Genomic DNA, 18856 nt, shown 5'->3' on the forward strand with positions numbered 1-18856 from the left:
GGACGGGGAGAGCCGGGTTATGATAACTCGCTTTCCAGCCACTTCAGCAAAACCGACGTGCCTTTGCGCGACTGCCAGCCGGCAGGCCGATAGATCGAGAGTCCGTCCGGAAGGTAGAGGCTCTCCGCGAAAGGGCGAAGGACGCTGCCGCTCCTGAGGTAGGGCTCGATAGTCCGGCGCCAGCCCAGCGCGACGCCGTGTCCTTCGAGAACCGCCTGGATCATCAGGGGGTAGCTGTCGTAGACGATACCGCTGTGGCCCACGTGCATCCCGGTCTCGAGCTTTTCCAGCCAGGCATCCCAGTCGATCCAGTCCTGCGGCTCGACCTTGTGGTGCAGCAGGCGCAGTTTCGGGACGAGGGCGATGTCGAGAGGGAGGTTTCGATCGGAAGGGCCCGACGGAGAGGAGTCCTGCCGGGCAGGGACGGACCGAGACGCCTGCAGCGTTTCAAGATATTTCGGACTGCAGATGGGAAAGATCTCGTCGGAGGCGGTGAAGGCCAGTTTCGTGTTGCCGCTGTTCCGCCCGCTGGTCTGCAGGGCCAGGTCAAAGCGCTCCTCGCTCTCGCTGATCGGCCTGGTCGAGGTCGAGACCCGCACGGGAACCTCCGGGTGTTTCTGATAAAAATCCGACAGGCGGGGCAGGAGCCAGTAGAGGCCCTCGCAGAGCTGGGAGCGCAGGACCACTTCGCCCTCCCTGTGGCTTTGGCGCAGGTCTTCGGCGAAAGCACCGATGGATTCGAAAGCCTCCGAGACCCGGCGGCCCAGCTCCCGGCCCTCCTGGGTCAGATGGACCGCCCGGTTGCGCCGCTCGAACAGCGCCACGCCCAGATCTTCCTCCAGCGCCCGGATCTGTTTGCTGATCGCCGCCTGGGTCAGGCCCAGCTCGGCCCCGGCTTTGGTGATGCTGCCCAGTCTCGCCGCGGCCTCGAAGGGCAGGAGGCTGGCGAGAGGCGGCAGGCTGCGTCTCAGATTTTTCATAACTCACAGTAATGTATTTCGGATGAGAAGTAAATTTACCCAGTGGCTTACGGAAATATAGGCTTAATGCGAAGTTACGCAAAAGCCTGAGGACCCATGACTGCCGCATCGCATACCCAAACCCAAGCCCCGCGGGATAATCTGAAGCTCGCCGTCTCCGTCATTCTGGTGACCGTGCTGACGCTTTCGCTCAATGACGCCTTGATCAAGTGGGTCAGCACGGATCTGGTGCTCTGGCAGATCTTCGTGCTGCGCTCCCTTTTCGCGGTCCCGCTTTTGCTGATCCTCCTGCGCGTGCGGTTCCGCCGGACGCCCTTGAGACCGCGCGCCCTGGGCTGGACGGCGGCGCGCAGTCTGATGCTGGTCTTTATGTGGGTTGCTTACTATGCGTCGCTGCCGCATCTGCAGCTCTCCATCGCCGCCGCGTCTTACTACACCCTGCCCATCTTCATCACGCTCTTCTCGGCGCTCTTCGTCGGGGAGCGGGTCGGCGCGCTCGGCTGGCTCGCGGTCGGGCTGGGCTTCGGCGGCGTGGGTCTCGTGCTCAAGCCGACGGCGGGCGACTTCAATCTCTATGCTCTGCTGCCCCTGCTCTCGGCCATGCTCTATGCGCTGGCCATGATCCTGACCCGGACCAAGTGTCGGGACGAGCATCCGCTGATTCTCTCCGGTGCGCTCAATCTCGCCTTTATCGCGGTGGGCGGGATCGCGACCCTGGCGGGCGGCATCACCGGCGGCATCACCGGCGGCTTCAGCGGCACGGCCTCTGCCGCGTCCTTTCTCTCCCCGGTCTGGGCGCCTATGGCGGGCGGCGAGGTCCTCGCCATTCTTCTTCTCACCCTCGCAGTGCTGGTGGCCAGCATCGGCACGGCAGTCGCCTACCAGTCCGGACCCTCCTCCGTGGTCGCGACCTTCGACTTTGCTTATGTCGGCTTTGCCGTGATCTGGGGCTTTGTCTTCTTCGCCGAGGTGCCGGACGGAATGAGCCTGATCGGTATCGCGCTGATCGTGGTCGCCGGGGTCATCGCCGTGCGCAAATGACCGGACGCAAACGAAGGGGAAGGTCGGGCCAGAGCAGATCCGGTTTAGATGGAATCGCCTTCGGCGATCCGTCGTACCGGTGAATCTGCTCTTATTATATGATGTAGAGCGGGTTCACATGTTTTAGCGAAAACACGGAGTGTTTCCGTTAAAACATGACGCGCTCTAAGGGGCTAGCGGCACGCGTCGGCTTCACGATCCGCGCAGAACGAGGCCGGCCTGGTGAAGCGCTTGCCCCTACTTCACTTCTGACTAAACTCACCTTATATAGAGTTAAAGTATTATTCAAAATAATGGGTTGCGATCTATATTTAATGTTAAATATGAAATATATTGGCTTCCAAAAATCGCTTTGACTTCCCGCCGTGAGTCGTAAATACTGAATTTCGGTTGCAGAACGCGAAATTTTGAATATGGAATTCGAAATCTATGATCCAGCAGATTCGTCAAAAGCCGGACCTGGTCGAGGAGGTCTACGAGGCGCTCAAGGGCGCGATCCTGATGGGCGATCTCGCGGAGTCCGAAGCGATGGTTCAGGACGACCTGGTCGAGAAGCTCGGTGTGTCGCGCCAGCCGGTCAGCCATGCCCTTGCGCTTCTGAAGCATGAAGGGCTGGTGATCGAGCGCGGGCGGCGCGGCCTGATGGTGGCGCCCATCGACGCCGCGCGCATCCGCGCGCTGTATCAGGTGCGCGGCGCCATCGACGGCCTCGCGGCGGGTCTCGCTGCCGGCCGGGCCATTTTCGGCGGCCTGAAGGCGGAAGAGCGCGCACCGCTGGAACAGGCCCTGAAGATCGGCGAGGCGGCGGTGAAGGCCAACGACATCCGGGATCTGGTCGAGGCCGACGTCAACTTCCACCGCGCGGTCTACATGCTTTCGGGCAACCTCGCGATCGGCGAGATGGTGCAGCCCTCCTGGCCGCATTTTCAGCGCTCCATGCGCATCGTGCTGGAGGACCCGGACTACCGCCAGCGCGCCTGGGCCGAACACCGGGACATCGCGGAGGCCATCATGAACAGTCAGGCCCGTCACGCGGAAGAATTGGCGCGCCAGCATGCCACCGACGCCGGCGAGACCACCTTCATCCGCTTGAGCCAGCGGACGGCGGCGGCCTGACGGAGCCCCGCCCAGTGGAGCCCCGAGCAGTGGAGCGCCGAGTAGCGGACCGACGCCAGCGCGGGAGTCTTCAAGCGTCCATCCACGGGCGTGCGAGGTAGTGACGCGAAGCCTCAGAGCGCGCCAGGGCCTCTGAGCGTCAGGACCTCCGAACGCCATGTTCGAAGTCCAGGGCAAGGGTGTGGCGGCGCGAAAAGGATCCGTCGCCAGGCTGTAAATCCTGCGGCGGCGCATTACGTAAGGACCTGAAAAACGGGTGCAGGAACTCCGGTCACAGGCGGAAAAGGGCACCAGGTAAAAAAGGCCGGATATAAGCAGCCAGACGAAAAGGCCAGACAAAAAAAGACAGAGGGAGAGAACAGCATGAAGCTGACAGCAGAACAGCTCGCGGACTTCGACGAGCAGGGTTACGTATTTCTGCCGGCCTGTTTTTCCGAGACCGAGATCGCGGCACTGCGGGAAGAGGCCGCAGAGATCTATGCCTCGGACCGTGAAGAGGTCTGGCGCGAGAAATCCGGAGCGCCCCGCACGGCCTTCGCGGCCCACACCTACAACGAAGCCTTCCGGCGGCTCGGTGCCCATCCGCGCCTGATCGAGCCGGTGTCGCAGCAGCTCGGCGAACAGGTCTACATGCATCAGTTCAAGGTCAACGCCAAGGCGGCCTTCACCGGGGATGTCTGGCAGTGGCATCAGGACTACGGCACCTGGGCGCGCGACGACGGCATGCCCGAGGCGCGGGCCATGAATATCGCGGTCTTCCTGGACGAAGTCCTGCCGATCAACGGCCCGCTGATGTTCATTCCCAAGAGCCACAAGAAGGGCACCATCGACGCGGCCCACGATCTGGAAACCACCTCCTATCCGCTCTGGACCCTGGATCAGAAGACCGTGACCGAACTGGCGGAAGAGGGCGGCATCGTGGCTCCGACCGGTCCGGCGGGATCGGTTCTGATGTTCCACGGCAATCTCGTGCACGCCAGCCCGCCCAATATCACTCCCTATCCCCGCACCATCGTCTATCTGACGCTCTGCGCGGTCTCCAATCACATCACCAAGTTCCAGCGCCCGGAATGGATCGCGCACCGCGACTTCACGCCGATCGAACCGCTCGCCGACGACACTCTGAGCGTCTATGCGGAGAGCCGTAAAGCCGTGGCCTGAGCGCGCCAGAGGTTTCGACAAGCGTCGGTCTAACAATTGGTGGTGGCGGAACGGGCATGCTCCGGCGTCCTCCGTGCGATGGCGGTGAAAAGAACAAGGGAAAGACAGAATGAATCTCTACGCGCTTCTGCAGGATCGCCTGGAAAAAGGCGGGCCGGTCAAAGTCGGTCTGATCGGTGCGGGCAAGTTCGGCACCATGTTCCTGAACCAGATCCCGACCACCAATGGTCTGGAGGTGGCGGCCGTCGCCGATCTCGATCCGGAGCGGGCGCGGACCGCCTGCCGCGCGGCGGGCTGGTCCGTCGAAGCCATGGAGACGACAGCCTTCCTGAACGACGGTGCGGATCTCTGCCGCCGCGACGACATCGAGGTGGTGGTCGAGGCCACCGGCAATCCCGCCGCCGGGATCCGCCATGCCCTGACCGCCATCGAGGCGGGCAAGCACATCGTCATGGTCAATGTCGAAGCCGACGTGCTCGCAGGTCCGGCGCTGGCAAAGCGCGCCCGTGCCGCCGGCGTGGTCTACTCCATGGCCTACGGCGATCAGCCCGCGCTGGTGTCCGAGATGGTCGATTGGGCGCGCGCGACCGGCTTCAAGGTCGTGGCAGCGGGCAAGGGCACGAAGTATCTGCCGCATTACCATCAGATGACTCCGGGCACCGCCTGGCCGCACTACGGTCTGACGGAACAGGAAGCCCAGGCCGCGGGCATGAACCCGCAGATGTTCAATTCCTTTCTGGACGGGACCAAGTCGGCCATCGAGATGGCGGCCATCGCCAATGCCTGCGATCTGGCCGTGCCGAACGACGGCCTGCTGTTTCCGCCCTGCGGCGTCGACGATCTGGCCCACGTCCTGCGCCCGGCCTCTGAAGGCGGTGTCCTGGAATCCGCCGGCACGGTCGAGGTGGTGTCCTCCCTGGAGCGGGACGGCCGCCCGGTCTACCGGGACCTGCGCTGGGGCGTCTATGTGGTCTTCGAAGCCCCCAACGACTACGCCGCGGCCTGTTTCGAGCAGTATGGCCTGAAGACTGACGACAGCGGCCGTTTTGCCTCCATGTACAAGCCCTTTCATCTGATCGGTCTGGAGCTCGGCGTCTCGGTTCTCTCGGCGGCCTTACGCGGCGAGCCGACCGGTCAGACCCGGGCGTTCAGAGGCGACGCTGTCGCGGTGGCGAAACGCGACCTCAAGGCCGGCGAAATCCTCGACGGCGAGGGCGGCACTACGGTCTGGGGCAAGTTGATCCCGGCGGCGCGTAGTCTTTCCGAGGCCGCGCTTCCCATCGGCCTGGCCCACAACGTGCCCCTGACCCGGGACGTGCCCAAGGGCGAACTGGTCCGCAGTTCCGACGTGCAGCTCGACGAGACCGGTGAGGCGGTCCGTATCCGGCGCGAGAGCGAAGCCACGCTGAAGCTGAATTCGCTCTAACTTGACCGGATCGTTCCGCGTTTGAATCGCCGTGCGGTTCGGGCATATCGCAGAAGCCCGCTTTGCGGGCGGTTGCCAGGGCTTCGCTATCTATTGGTTCGGAAGGCCCGCCCGCCGAAGCCCTCGGTCCATCTCGACACAGTGCAGGAACCCAATTCTTCTTTGAGCTTCCGCAGTGGTTGATTTGCTACCCAGATTGAAATAATTTCAAGCCACTTTTCAGATTGAGGTGGTGATGAAGCGGACAGCAAAGGATGTGGCCCTGCGTGCGGGCACATCGGTCTCGGCGGTCTCCAGGGCATTCAAGCCGGGCTCGGCCCTTTCCGATGACAAACGGAAACGTATTCTCGAGGCGGCGACGGAGCTCGGATATGCCACACCCTCCGGTCAGGTGGCGTCGCGGGTCAATCTCGGGACCATTGCCCTGGTGGCCGGGGACCTGGCCAATCCCTTTTACCCAACTGTCCTCGAGGCGCTCAGTCAGGAGCTCTTCAAGCGGGAGCGGCGTCTGATCCTTCATGTCGCGCCCGCCGGGCGCGACGTTGATGCCGTCATGCAGCAGGTCCTCGATTACAAAGTGGATGCCGCGATCATCACCTCGGCGACCCTTTCCTCGACTCTGGCCAGGACCTGCACCCAGCGGAAACTGCCCGTCGTCCTGTTTAACCGCGCGCAGCCGGAGGCGGGAATCAGTGCTGTGAGCTGCGATAATTTCGCGGGCGGCCGGGCGATCGGCGAGCGTATCGTGGAGAGCGGACGCCGGCGGATTGCCTTTGTCGGCGGGTTGGAAGACACCTCAACCCATATTGAGCGCTGGCGCGGGTTTTCCGAGGCGCTCAATCACGCCGGTATACCGCTTTTTGCCCAGGTCAGCGGGGCTTTCGATTATGGCAAAGCCTTCCAGGCCGTCAGCGATCTCCTGCGGGAAGGCGTCAAGCCGGAGACGATATTCTGCTGCAACGACGTCATGGCGCTGGCGGCGATCGATGCGGCAAAGGCCTGTGGCATGCAGGTTCCCGGGGATCTCGCGGTGATCGGCTTTGACGACATTCCCATGGCGGCCTGGCAATCGTACCGCCTGACCACCGTCCGTCAGCGGATCAGACTCATGATCAAGGAATGCATCGAACTCATCGATCTGATCATGAGCGATCCCGAGCATGCCGGCACGACCCGGTTGGTGCCCGGGTATCTCATTGAGCGAGACAGCGGATAGCTTTTCTACTGCTGCATACAAATTTTTCATTTTGTATATGAAAATATTGCAGTCTCTCATAATCCATGCTTCCTTAGGCTCCGTTCCTGGCTCCCGCAACGGCGGCAAAGCGGCAGAGGCCGCCTGCCCGCGTGCGTTGCCTGAGCATGCCGCCGCGCCAAATGCGGCGGATTGAAAGCATAATACTTGGGAGGAAGTCTGATGAAGTTTACGTCCGCACTTGTCGTTGCAGGCCTCGCGCTGACAACGGCAATGCCTGATACGGCTGCTGCCGAAACCCGCCTCGCGTTCGGGGCCACCAACGCGCAAAGCTCGCACTACGCTTACTTCGCCTCACTCTCGAAGATCGTGAATACGGCCTACCCCGACGCCTATCAGTCTTCGGTGGTCGAGACCGGCGCGACCGTCGATAACCTGAAACGTATGGCCCGTGGACAGCTGGACATCGGACTCATTACCACCTCGTCGCTCTATCATGCTTACAACGGCCTGAAGGTATTCGACGGCAACCCGATCGAGTCCAAGCTGCTGTGGGCCTATTCCCTCGCGCCACAGAATGTCGTGGTCCGGCGCGATGCCAACGTCACGTCGCTCGCAGAGCTTGCGGGTAAGGACATGGGACCGGGCATGCGCGGTTCTTCGACCGAGGCAACCGCACAGGATGTCTTCAACCTGCTTGGTGTCGAGCCCAACTGGGTGCGCGGCACCAATTCCGAGTTGGCAAACGCCATCAAGGACAGCCGCTCGATCGGCTTCGTGAAGAGCGCCGTGGGCACCAGCTTCGATGCTCTGACCACAGATATTGCTGCTTTCACGCCGGTGCGTGTGATCGGGATTACACCTGAACAGCGGGACATGATCGCGGAAAAACTTCCGGAACTCTCGCTCGTCGACATGCCGGGCGGCGAGATGGAGGACTCCGGTCCCTACCAGACCTGGGGCTTCATGATTGGGGTTTCCGCGCGGCCGGACCTGGACGAGAAGACCGCCTATGACATCACCAAGGCCGTGATGGAAAACATGGCCGAGCAGGAGGCCGCATTCCCGGCGGTCAAGGGATCGAACCTCGCTGAATTGACCCTGAAGTATGCGACCAGTCCGCTGCATCCCGGCGCGATCCGCTATTACGAGGAAGTCGGCCTCACGGTTCCAGACCATCTGAAGTAAAGGCTTCGGATCACTGAGCGAGATATGGGACGTCGCCTCGTATCATTACGGAGAGGCTGACGTCCCGCTTCTCACCTCTCAAGCGGAAACCGCAGGCGCCCCCGCGCAGATCGGGGATGAATCGTGTCGCGGGTGCTTTTACCGCTTCGACAGTTGCGAGATCTTTGATGACTGAGTCCGGTACGACGACACTCCGGGAGAAGGCGATTGCTCTGCTCGCCGTTTCGATCGGGGCGTTCGTTTTCTACACCTCCTTCACGGGAGCCTTTGAGTCGCTGATCCAGCGCTCGGTTTTCGTGGCGATGATCGCGACCCTCGCGGTCCTGATGTACCCTCTGTTCGGCGGCTCGAAGCTGCGGCCCCTGGGCATTTTGATCGACGTTGTGATCGTCGGGATCTGTGTCGCGTCGAGCGCTTATGTGATTTCCAACTTCGAGCGGATCATGAACGATCTGCCCTGGGCCCAGCCCGTCGATATTGCCCTCGGTTTTGCGACGCTCGTGGCTGTGCTCGAACTCGCGCGCCGCACCTCCAACTGGGTCTTCCCGATGATCGTGACGCTCTCCGTCGCCTATGCCTTCTTCGGCTACCTGATTCCGGGCCAGTTCGGCCACCGCGGTTTCGACGCGGGTTATCTGACCGAGATAATCTTTCTCTCCGACCGCGGCCTCTGGGGCATGCTGGTCAACGTCGCTTCGACAACTCTGGCCGCCTTCGTGCTGTTCGGCGCGATCCTGTTGCACACCGGGGCAGGCCAGACCTTTTTCGATCTGGCGGCACGGCTCGGCGGCGCGCGTCCCGGCGGTGCGGCGAAGATTGCGACGCTTGCTTCCGGCTTCTTCGGGGCGATCAACGGCTCCACGGTCGCCAATGTGGCCACGACGGGCAACTTCACCATTCCGCTCATGAAGCGGCTGAACTATCCCCCGGCCTACGCCGGCGGGGTCGAGGCGATTGCCTCCACCGGCGGGCAACTCGCGCCGCCGATCATGGGCACGGCGGCATTTGTCATGGCCGAGGTGGTGGGCGTGAACTACTGGTCGATCGCCTTGGCCGGTATTCTCCCTGCCGTGCTCTTCTATCTCGGCGTTTATTCCACGGTCCACGTGATCGCGAAGCGCCAGCACTTCAAGCCGGTGGCCGCCGATGAGCTGCCGGACTGGCGCGAGGCGCTGACCCTGGCCCGGGTCTCGCCCATCATCGCCGCGGTCGCGGGACTGGGTTTCGGTATTCTCAACGGTAACTCCGTCGAGCTGACGGCCTGCTATGGCATGATCGCGATGATCGTCACCGTGACCGTTGCCCGCCTGCTGACCGGACAGAGCCTCTCGGAAGTGATCAGGATCATCGTCAGCGCCCTGCAGGAAGGCGGGCGCGGGGTCGTGATCGTCGGCGTGCTGCTGGTCGGCGCGCAGGTCTTCGTCGCCATGATCAATCTCACCGGTCTGGGCATCGCCGTGACCGGTGCCGTGCTGGAGGTGGGGCAGGGTAATTTCTGGCTGATCGCGATCCTCATGGCGGTGGTGTGCCTGGTGGCCGGGATGGGGCTGCCGACCTCCGCCGCCTATGTACTGGTCGCGGCGGTCTTCGCCCCGGCGATGATCCAGCAGGGGATCGAGCCCCTGATCGTGCATATGTTCGTGCTCTACTACGCCGCCCTCTCGGTGATCACCCCGCCGGTGTGCCTGGGCGTCTTCGTGGCCGCGACCATCGCTCGCACCTCCTGGTTCCAGGTGGCGATCCAGACGCTGCGCCTCGGCGCGACCGCCTATGTGCTGCCGATGCTGTTTCTCATTTACCCGGGAATGCTGGGGGACGGCGGACCGGTCGCCATCGGCCATGCGGTGCTCTCCGGCGCGGTGTTCACGCTCTCCGCGGCGCATCTGCTCGGCGGCGCGCCCATGCGCGGCGGCCTCGCCGTGAGCGCTATCTGGCTGCTGCCCGCGGTCCTTGCCCTGATGGAGGGCTGGACGCCGACTCTTCTCGCTGCCGTGATCCTGCTCGGGCTGCTGTTCGTCTCCCGCGCCGAACTGCGGCGGCAGGAAGCCCTCTCCGCCGCAAGCCCCGGCTGACCCAAAGGAGCTTTACGTCATGACCCCAAACCAGGCTTTCAAGAACCGGCTCCGCGCCCGCGAGCTGGTCGTCGGCAGCTTCATCAAGACGCCCCATCCCGTCGTGATCGAGATCATGGGGGCCAGTGCCCTGGACTTCGTGATCCTGGATGCGGAGCATGCGCCTTTCGACCGGGGCAGCATCGATCTGGCCATGATCGCCGCGCGGAGCGTGTCCTGCCCGGTTTTGGTCCGGGTGCCGGCCAGCGATCCGGCCCTGATGCTGAATGTGCTGGACAGCGGCGCGGCGGGTGTCGTCGTCCCGCACGTGAAGACGGCAGACGAGGCGGAGGCGCTTGCGACCGCGCTCCATTACGGACGGGACGGGCGCGGGTTTGCGGGAACGACCCGGGCCGCGGATTATGCCCGGCGCTCGCTGGTCGAACACAAGGCGCTGGCCGGTGAGGAGGTGTCTCTGATCTGTCAGACCGAAGACCCGGAAGGCGTCGAGAATGCCGCCGCGATCGCCGCGGTCGAGGGGGTCGATGCGCTTTTCATCGGGCGCGCCGATCTCGCGGTCGCTTACGGAAAAGACGATTTCTTCGCACCTGAAATTGCGGATCTCTCTGAAGAAGTTCTGGGCGTCTCCGGCGCAAGCACCGGCCTCTACTGCGCGCCCGGTGAGGAGACCGCACGCTGGCAGGCCGCTGGCGCGAGCTTTCTCGTCATGGGGTCCGAACATGGCTTCATGACCGCCGGCGCCGCCGCGCAGGTCAAAAAAGTACGTGGCGATGAGCGCCCGGATGTTCATCGCTGAAACGACCGGGCCCTGGTCGTATTACCCTCAAAGGAAATGGCAATGGTTACCTATCTGAAGCACGGCAAGTCCGACGCCGAACTGGCCACCGACGAAGCTAAGGTCCGCGCGGTGGTGGAGACGACCCTGAACGATATCAAGCAGCGCGGCGACGCGGCCGTGCGAGCGCTCTCGGAGAAGTTCGACCGGCACGCTCCGCCGTCATTCCGGCTGTCGGCCGCTGAAATCGAGGCTCTCATTGCACGTGTGCCGGCACGGGATCTGGAGGATATCAAGTTCGCACAGGCCCAGGTCAGGCGCTTCGCCGAAGCCCAGCGGGCCTCCATGACCGATGTGGAGATCGAGACCATTCCCGGCGTCATTCTCGGACACCGCAACATTCCGGTCCAGTCGGTAGGCTGTTATGTCCCGGCGGGAAAATTTCCCATGGTGGCCTCGGCACATATGTCGGTGCTGACGGCGTCGGTTGCCGGTGTGCCGCGCATCGTCGCCGCCACGCCGCCCTTCAACGGCGAGCCCAACCCGGCGGTGATCGCGGCCATGCATCTCGGCGGCGCCCATGAGATCTATGTGCTGGGCGGCATTCAGGCGGTGGGGGCCATGGCCCTGGGCACCGAGAGCATCGCGCCGGTCGATATGATCGTGGGGCCGGGCAATGCCTATGTCGCCGAGGCCAAGCGCCAGCTCTTCGGGCGGGTGGGGATCGATCTGCTGGCCGGTCCGACCGAGACCATGGTGATCGCCGATGAAAGCGTCGATGCGGAAATCTGCGCGACCGATCTTCTGGGCCAGGCCGAGCACGGCTACGATTCGCCCTCGGTGCTCCTGACCAATTCGCGCAAGCTGGCCGAGGCGACTCTGGCGGAAGTCGAGCGGCTGTTGCAGATCCTGCCCACGGCGGAAACAGCCGCAAGAAGCTGGCAGGATTACGGCCAGGTGATCCTCTGCGGGAGTTACGATGAGATGCTGGCGGTTGCCAACGACATCGCGTCGGAGCATGTTCAGGTCATGACCGATCGCGACGACTGGTTTCTGGAGAACATGACGTCTTACGGAGCCCTCTTTCTCGGACCGCGCACCAATGTTGCAAACGGCGACAAGGTGATCGGCACCAATCACACCCTGCCGACCAAGAAGGCGGGCCGCTACACCGGCGGGCTGTGGGTCGGGAAGTTTCTGAAAACCCACAGCTATCAAAAGGTGGTCACGGATGAGGCGGCTGCGGAGATCGGCGAATACTGTTCGCGCCTCTGCGTCCTTGAGGGCTTCATCGGTCACGCCGAGCAGGCCAATGTCCGGGTGCGCCGCTACGGCGGCCGCAACATTCCTTACGGAGCCGCGGCTGAATGACGCTCCCCCGCACGCCTTCTTTCCGGCTCGACGGGAAACGCGCCCTAGTCACCGGCGCCTCCTCGGGCATCGGCCTCGCCAGTGCCGTTGCCTTGGCGGAGGCCGGGGCGCATGTGGTCTGCGCCGCGCGCCGGATCGAGGCCCTGAAGGACGTCGTCACGGAGATCGGGGCCGAGAGCTGGTCTGCCGAGGCGCTGTGCCTGGACGTGGCGGACATCGAAGCCACAGCCGGCGCGGTCGAGATGCACGGCCCCTTCGACGTGCTTATCAACAGTGCGGGACTCGCCCGCCATTCGCCGGTGACCGAGACCGCGGCGGCGGATTTCGATGCGGTGATGGCGCTGAACCTGCGCGGGGCCTACTTCCTGGCCCAGGCGGTGGCGAAGGGGCTGATCGCGGCGGGCCGGGGCGGTTCCCTCATCACGATTTCCTCGCAAATGGGGCATGTCGGCGGTGTCGACCGTGCCGTCTACTGCGCCTCGAAGCATGCCGTGGAGGGCTTCACCAAAGCGATGGCGGTCGAGTTGGGTCCGCACGACATCCGGGTCAACAGCCTCTGCCCGACGTTTATCCGCACGGCCCTGACCGAAGCGACTTTTGACGACCCGGAGCGCGTGCGCTGGATCGAGGAGAAGATCAAGCTGGGCCGCGTCGGTGAGGTCGAAGATATCATGGGTGCCGTGGTTTTTCTGGCGTCCGGCGCGTCTGCGCTGGTGACCGGCACGGCGCTCATGGTCGACGGCGGTTGGACAGCCGGTTAGAGCGTTTCACATTTACCTGGAAACGTAACGCCTCAAAATTTGCGTTCGAGATCAGCAATTTGCTGAGCGAGAGGCAGTGAATTTTGAGTCCGCCTAATTGTGACTTGCTCTAGCTTTTCAGGCCGCCGGCCTCAGTTGCCTTTCCGGGCGATCAGGATGTAGCTGAGCGGCAGTTGCTCCGGCTGATTTTCGAAGGTCGGGCGATTACCGATATCCAGCGGCAGCTCCTCGAAGTCTTCAATCCGGAAGCCGTTGCCGACCACGCCCATAATGATGTCGCTCATCTTGTGAAAGGTCCAATAGACCGGCTGGGCGTCGTAGGATTTGCCGCTCCAGTAATCCAGGCCGCTGTCTTCCCGGTAGGGGGCGGAGCGGAAATAGGACTCGTCCGGCTGTGGTGGCATAGACTGTTCGCCGTCGGGGTACATGTTCAGGATCGGATGATCCTCGTAGAGAAACATCCGCCCGCCGGGTTTGAGCACGCGCGCGACCGTCGCGAAGAACGCACTGAGGTCCGGCATCCAGCCGAGTACTCCGATGGTCATGACCGCCAGATCGAAGTTCTCGTCGTACCCCGGCGGGATCGCGGTGATCTCCGTTTGCACGAACTCGAGGTCCTGTCCGGCCGCGGCGGCCAGTTCGCGCCCCTGATCCAGAAAGGCCTGCGAAAAATCGAAACCGACGCAACGGCCCGCACCCATGTTTCTGATCGAAAGTAGTTCCCGTGCGTTGTTGCAGCAGAGCTGGGCTACGGATTGTCCGCTGACGCCGAGCATCTTCAGGCGTGTGGTGGCGACCTCGTCCAGGCAGGAGAAGCCGGGCCTGGCGAAGTTCGCCAGCAGCTCGGCAAACTGCGGATGGGCGCGGTGATGCTCGGCCGCCTCGTTCCATCCGGCCTGGTTGGCGGCTCTCAGGCCGTCGTCGGTGAGCCCTGCGGGTGGTTGCGTAGGATCGGTCATGAGCTGTTTGCCTGCGATTCAAAAGACACTATTGTTCGAAGAGGTTTTTAAGTCAGCCACTTAAAGGTTTAAGTCGCGATGGAACTAATTGCTGAGAACGACGCGCTACTAGAACACTTACAAGGAAACAACAGCTTGTTGGATTCTGTAATAGAAAAAATCGAGATAACCGGCGATTTGGATCAAGTCACGGTAAGTGTGTGGCTCAAGATGCGGCCTTCAGCGTCAAAAGATAAAATTAAGATCCGTTTCGAGCGCTGTAAAAGCTATGATTTCACCTTTTCAGACAGTTACGTTTTTTACAATGTCGAACGCATTAAACTGTTTCGTACGAATGAAAACCTCTTCTACGTTTCGTTCGATCCGTTCGATGAAATCGAAACTGTGTCAGATAAAGACACTGATGTAATTCAGGCAAGCTCTGTGAAGGCTTACAGTCTCTAAAAAATTGAAACGCCTTCCGTTCAGATTCGTCAAGGAGTAACCACGCTCTATGGATTGGCGAAGGACGCCGACCTGTATCCGCTCTTCTGCTGTTCCTCTTCCAGCGCCTGCAGCTTTTTATCCAGCTCCGTCCGGTCGGTCAGGCCGGAGGGGTTGGCGGCCGTCGGGATCGCTTCGGCGAAATGCAGGTAACGTTCCTGTGCGACCGCGTAGAGACGGCGCAGTTCTGCCAGGGGATCGGCGTGATCGTCGGCGCGCAGGTCGAGCCAGGGATAGGCCTCGCCGCGATAGACCTGCACGGCGGCGGATTGCTTGCCGCGCTTGTCGCCGCCGGCGGCTTCCCCGGCCTCCATCGCGCCGAGCAGCCGTTCCAGCAACGGCAACTCCGGATGTGCCTGATAGCTCTTCAAGGTCTCCTCGATGACCGCCGGACCCGCCAGCATATTGCCGGCGACCGAGACCTGATCGTCGAGCAGGTGCCCGGCCCAATCGACGCAGGCGCTGCCGGTAAAGGCGGCGCTGCGTCCCCGGGCATCGATCATGTGAAGCTGGCGGCTGTCCCGGCCCTCGTCGGCGGCGGTCAGGGACGCCACGATCTCTTCCGGCGATTTGCCCTCGGCCAGCATGACGAGTCCGTGAATGCCGTAATGCGGATTGACGAAGGCCTGGGTCGCAACCGCGCCCACATGACTGCAGAGGTGCGGCACGCGGGAACCCACCGCGAAAAAGCGGCTGGCCACTGCGATACCCAGATCGCCGCTCTCCGGATCACGGGCAACAATGGACCAGGTCATGTTCTCTCTCCCTTGCTTGAAGGTTCACTGATTATTCGCTGCGCAACGCGATGTGCAGCCCAATGGCGACAAAGAGGCCGCCGCCGATTTCTTGACCGATCCGGGCCATGCCGCGAGAACGGGAGGCCCAGGCGGCGAGTCTTTCCGAGAAAAGAACGCAGATGACGTCGGTCGCCGAAAACGCCAGGTTCGCCAGAGCTCCCAGAATGACGATCTGCAGCCACAGAGGCGCGGCAGCGTCCGGCGACGCGAACTGAGGAAGGAACGCCAGAAAAAACAGGGCCGTCTTCGGGTTCAGAATTTCCACGAAAAAACTGTCTTTGAAGGCCCGCGAAGCAGGCGGCTGCGGCGGCAGTTCCGGGCTCCGGCCCTCTCGCCGGGCATCCCGGATCATCTTTACGCCCATCCAGATCAGATAGCCGGCGCCAAGCAGCTTCATGGCCTCGAAGAAGACCGGGACGGCTTGCAGCAGGATCGTGATCCCGAAGGAGGCGGCGAGGATGTGCAGATAACCCGCCAGGTGAAAGCCCGCGGCGGAGAGCCAACCCGCCTGCCGCCCGCGCACCATGGTTTGGATCGACATGTAAAACATGCCGGGACCGGGAATGAAGGCAAAGACGGCGGTCGCAAGCAGGAAAGGTAAAAGCAGTTCGAGCGATGGCATACGCGCCTCCAGAGGTTCGGCGGCCGGAGGTTCCCGGCCGCTTCATCCCACTAGCTAACACGGGGGTTGCAGATCCCGAGGGCGGCAATTGGTCACCCTTCAATGCCATGCGCGCTCCCCTTCCTATCCTCAGTCGGCAGGTCACCGCCCAATGGCATAGGCCTGCATCAGGCGCGGCGTCGCCGCGGCGCGCAGCAGGCCGTCGTCGTCTTTCTTGGCCGCGGTCAGACGCCCGACGCTCCATTCCGGGGCCGCCGTGATGGTGTGGCCGCGCGCCTCCAGATCGGCGAGGACTTCGGCGCCGATGTTCTCTTCGACCATGATGTGACCTGGGGCCGCCGCCCGAGGATAGAAGGAACTGGGGAAGTGCATGGTGTGGAACAGCGGCGCGTCGATGCATTCCTGCAGATTGAGACCGTGATGCACATGGCGCAGGAAGAAGGTCAACTGCCACTGGTCCTGCTGATCGCCACCCGGGGTGCCGAAGGCGAGGCTTGGCTGGCCTTTGTGCAACGCCAGGGAGGGGGTGAGCGTCGTGCGTGGCCGCTTGCCCGGCGCCAGCGAAGAGGGCAGGCCGGGGGTCAGCCAGAACATCTGGGCGCGCGAATTCAGGGCGAAACCCAGACCGGGGATCACCGGCGAAGATTGCAGCCAGCCCCCGGACGGGGTGGCCGAGACCATGTTGCCGTGGCGGTCGATGACGTCGATGTGCACGGTGTCGCCCTTACGGTCGGAAAGGTGGGCCATGGTGGGCTCACCCGCGCCCACGCCCGTGCCACTGACCGAGATGGCACTCTGCGTCTCCAGACCGAGCCGGACCTGTTCCTCGAAGCCGGGCACGATGCCGGGACGCTGCTCGGTGGAGGCGCGCGCGCCGATCAGCTTGCGCCGCTCGTCGTTGTAGGCGTCCGACAGCAGATGCGCCATGGGCACCTTCACGAAGTCAGGATCGCCGTAATAGGCTTCGCGGTCGGCATAGGCGAGTTTCATGGCTTCGACCACCAGGTGCACGAAGTCCGCGCCCACCGGGTCCATGGATGAGATGTCGAAGCCTTTCAGCAGAGCAAGGGACTGCAGCAGAACCGGTCCCTGGGTCCAGGCGTTCGCCTTGGCCACGGTCCAGTCCTGATAGTCGAGAGTCAGCGGCGTGTCGTAGCTCGCCTGCCAGCCGGCCATGTCCGCGCCGGTCAGAACCCCGCCATGCTTCTCGCCGCTGGCGTCCATGACTTCGGCGGTCCGCAGGTAACTGTCCATGGCCTCGGCGACGAAACCACGGTAGAAGGCGTCGCGCGCCGCATCGATCTGCGCCTCGCGTCCGGATTTGCTTTCCGCTTCCTCGACGATGCGTTTCCAGGTCGCGGCCAGCGCCGGATTGCGGAAGAGCTTGCCCGCCTTGGGGACCTGTCCACCCGGCAGCCAGGTCTCGTAGGAGGTCGGCCATTCTTCCTTAAAGAAGTCGCCCAGACCGGCGATGGTATCCACCGCCCGTTCCAAAATGGGATGACCCTGCTCGGCGTAATAAATCGCAGGCTCCAGAGCCGCGCGCAGGGAGATGGTGCCGTGATCCCGCAACATCACCATCCAGGCATCGAAGGCGCCGGGGATGACGGTGGCGAGCAGGCCCGATCCGGGAATGAGATCCAATCCTTGCGCGCGGTAGGCTTCGATGGTCGCGCCTGCGGGGGCGGTGCCCTGGCCACAGAGCACCTCGACTTTTCCGGTCTTGGCCGAATGGAAAATCATCTGTGCGTCGCCCGCCGGACCGCAAAGATGGGGCTCGACGATTTGCAGCACGAAGCCCATGGCCACGGCGGCGTCGAAAGCGTTTCCGTCCTTTTCCAGAATGCCGAAGCCGACCGAGGAAGCGATCCAGTGGGTGGAGGTCGCGACGCCGAAACTGCCGCGAATTTCCGGACGGGTGGTGAAGGTTGACATAGGGGCTCCGAATTTTTTGCTTAAAATTGAAATAGGGATCAGGAAATCTGTATCCGTTTTACGTGTGAGTTCTTCATGGTCAGTTTTGTCCCGTCAGTTTTCCCTGGGATCAAGCGCATCGCGCAAGCCGTCGCCCAGCAGATTGAAACCCAGCACCACCAGGAAGATTGCGGCGCCCGGCCACATGGCCATCCAGGGCGCCTGACTCAGGAAATTCTTGGCGACGTTCAGCATGCTGCCCCAGCTTGGCGCGGGCGGTTGCTGTCCGAGGCCCAGGAAGGAGAGGCTGGCTTCCGCAATGATCGCGGTCGCAATGGCCAGAGTCGCCTGAACCAGGATCGGCGCGAAGACGTTGGGCAGGATGTACCGCACGATGATCAGCGTATGGGACAGCCCGATTGCGCGTGCACCCTCCACATAGTCTTCCGTCTTCACGCTGAGCACCTGTCCGCGGGTCAGGCGCACGAAGATCGGCATGTAGGAGAGGCCGATCGCGATCATGGCATTGGTCAAGCTCGGCCCGAGAAAGGCGGCGAGCGCAATGGCCAGGATCAGGAAGGGGGTCGCCAGCAGGGCGTCCGTCGCGCGCGAGATGATGCCGTCGAGCCAGCCACCGAAGTACCCGGCGATCAGGCCGAAGGGCACACCGATGAGAACGGCGATGGCCACCGAGACCACCCCGGCCAGCAGCGAGGCCTGCGCGCCCCAGATCATACGCGAAAGGATGTCCCGGCCCAGTTCGTCCGTGCCGAGCCAGTAAGCGGCGGAAGGCGCCTGGCGGATCGCCGACCAGGAAGTACCCGCCGGATCGGCAATCGGCAGGAGTGGCGCCAGGATCGCGATGCCGACGAAGAAGAGAACCAGAATCAGACCCAGGGCGGCGCTTTTGCTGCCCTTGAGCTTTTTCCAGATGCGACTCTCGCTGCGGGAAGAGACTTCCGGTTTCATGGTGGTGACGGCGCTGGTCATATTGG

At 62.9% G+C, this 18856-nt stretch carries 17 protein-coding genes; 11 read left to right on the forward strand and 6 right to left on the reverse strand.

The features are described 5' to 3' along the window. Positions 1-17: 17 nt before the first annotated feature. Positions 18-980 carry a LysR family transcriptional regulator gene (locus FKG95_RS06255; protein ID WP_142895470.1) on the reverse strand — a complete coding sequence of 321 codons (963 nt, stop codon included), beginning with the start codon at positions 978-980 and terminating at the stop codon, positions 18-20. Positions 981-1076: 96 nt separating this feature from the next. Between FKG95_RS06255 and FKG95_RS06260 the strand changes: the two genes are divergently transcribed. The 10 genes from FKG95_RS06260 (at position 1077) to FKG95_RS06305 (ending at position 13086) form a co-directional block, all read left to right on the forward strand. Then, a complete protein-coding gene (locus FKG95_RS06260; RefSeq protein ID WP_142895471.1) occupies positions 1077-2021 on the forward strand; it encodes a DMT family transporter in 945 nt (314 codons plus the stop codon). 429 nt (positions 2022-2450) lie between these two features. After that, positions 2451-3137, forward strand: a complete 687-nt coding sequence (locus FKG95_RS06265) for a GntR family transcriptional regulator (protein WP_142895472.1) — start codon at positions 2451-2453, stop codon at positions 3135-3137. A 363-nt stretch (positions 3138-3500) separates the two neighbouring features. Then, entirely contained in the window at positions 3501-4298 is a 798-nt protein-coding gene (locus FKG95_RS06270) for a phytanoyl-CoA dioxygenase family protein (RefSeq protein WP_142895473.1), read from the forward strand. A 109-nt stretch (positions 4299-4407) separates the two neighbouring features. Then, positions 4408-5724 carry an NAD(P)H-dependent oxidoreductase gene (locus tag FKG95_RS06275; RefSeq protein ID WP_142895474.1) on the forward strand — a complete coding sequence of 439 codons (1317 nt, stop codon included), beginning with the start codon at positions 4408-4410 and terminating at the stop codon, positions 5722-5724. A gap of 235 nt (positions 5725-5959) precedes the next feature. Next, positions 5960-6940, forward strand: a complete 981-nt coding sequence (locus tag FKG95_RS06280; RefSeq protein ID WP_218940089.1) for a LacI family DNA-binding transcriptional regulator — start codon at positions 5960-5962, stop codon at positions 6938-6940. Positions 6941-7141: 201 nt separating this feature from the next. Continuing rightward, positions 7142-8107, forward strand: coding sequence for a TAXI family TRAP transporter solute-binding subunit (locus tag FKG95_RS06285; protein ID WP_142895476.1), 966 nt, complete (start codon positions 7142-7144; stop codon positions 8105-8107). A 167-nt stretch (positions 8108-8274) separates the two neighbouring features. Further along, positions 8275-10179 (forward strand): TRAP transporter permease, encoded by a 1905-nt coding sequence (locus tag FKG95_RS06290; RefSeq protein WP_142895477.1) that lies wholly within the window; start codon positions 8275-8277, stop codon positions 10177-10179. Positions 10180-10198: 19 nt separating this feature from the next. After that, positions 10199-10975, forward strand: a complete 777-nt coding sequence (locus tag FKG95_RS06295) for an HpcH/HpaI aldolase family protein (protein ID WP_142895478.1) — start codon at positions 10199-10201, stop codon at positions 10973-10975. A gap of 42 nt (positions 10976-11017) precedes the next feature. After that, complete coding sequence (gene hisD / locus FKG95_RS06300) at positions 11018-12325, forward strand: histidinol dehydrogenase (RefSeq protein WP_142895479.1); 1308 nt, start codon at positions 11018-11020, stop codon at positions 12323-12325. After that, on the forward strand, positions 12322-13086 hold the full coding sequence (locus FKG95_RS06305) for an SDR family NAD(P)-dependent oxidoreductase (RefSeq protein ID WP_142895480.1): 765 nt from the start codon (positions 12322-12324) through the stop codon (positions 13084-13086). Before hisD ends, FKG95_RS06305 begins: the two co-directional genes overlap by 4 nt. A 131-nt stretch (positions 13087-13217) precedes the next feature. On the opposite strand, the gene FKG95_RS06310 is transcribed toward FKG95_RS06305, so the two are convergent. Continuing rightward, the gene (locus FKG95_RS06310; protein WP_142895481.1) at positions 13218-14045 is read right to left on the reverse strand and encodes a class I SAM-dependent methyltransferase; all 828 of its coding nucleotides are present in this window, start codon (positions 14043-14045) and stop codon (positions 13218-13220) included. A 78-nt stretch (positions 14046-14123) separates the two neighbouring features. Here FKG95_RS06310 and FKG95_RS29540 point away from each other — a divergent pair, with 78 nt between their 5' ends. After that, entirely contained in the window at positions 14124-14489 is a 366-nt protein-coding gene (locus tag FKG95_RS29540; protein WP_179953951.1) for a hypothetical protein, read from the forward strand. Positions 14490-14536: 47 nt separating this feature from the next. On the opposite strand, the gene FKG95_RS06315 is transcribed toward FKG95_RS29540, so the two are convergent. The 4 genes from FKG95_RS06315 to FKG95_RS06330 form a co-directional block, all read right to left on the reverse strand. Then, positions 14537-15283, reverse strand: a complete 747-nt coding sequence (locus FKG95_RS06315; protein WP_142895482.1) for a DUF1028 domain-containing protein — start codon at positions 15281-15283, stop codon at positions 14537-14539. A gap of 31 nt (positions 15284-15314) precedes the next feature. Beyond that, complete coding sequence (locus FKG95_RS06320; protein ID WP_142895483.1) at positions 15315-15947, reverse strand: LysE family translocator; 633 nt, start codon at positions 15945-15947, stop codon at positions 15315-15317. 141 nt (positions 15948-16088) lie between these two features. Further along, complete coding sequence (locus FKG95_RS06325) at positions 16089-17882, reverse strand: gamma-glutamyltransferase family protein (RefSeq protein ID WP_142895484.1); 1794 nt, start codon at positions 17880-17882, stop codon at positions 16089-16091. 93 nt (positions 17883-17975) lie between these two features. Then, positions 17976-18851 carry an ABC transporter permease gene (locus tag FKG95_RS06330; RefSeq protein WP_142895485.1) on the reverse strand — a complete coding sequence of 292 codons (876 nt, stop codon included), beginning with the start codon at positions 18849-18851 and terminating at the stop codon, positions 17976-17978. Positions 18852-18856: the final 5 nt, after the last annotated feature.

The organism is Denitrobaculum tricleocarpae, from assembly GCF_007004665.1.
Lineage (GTDB): Bacteria > Pseudomonadota > Alphaproteobacteria > Kiloniellales > Kiloniellaceae > Denitrobaculum > Denitrobaculum tricleocarpae.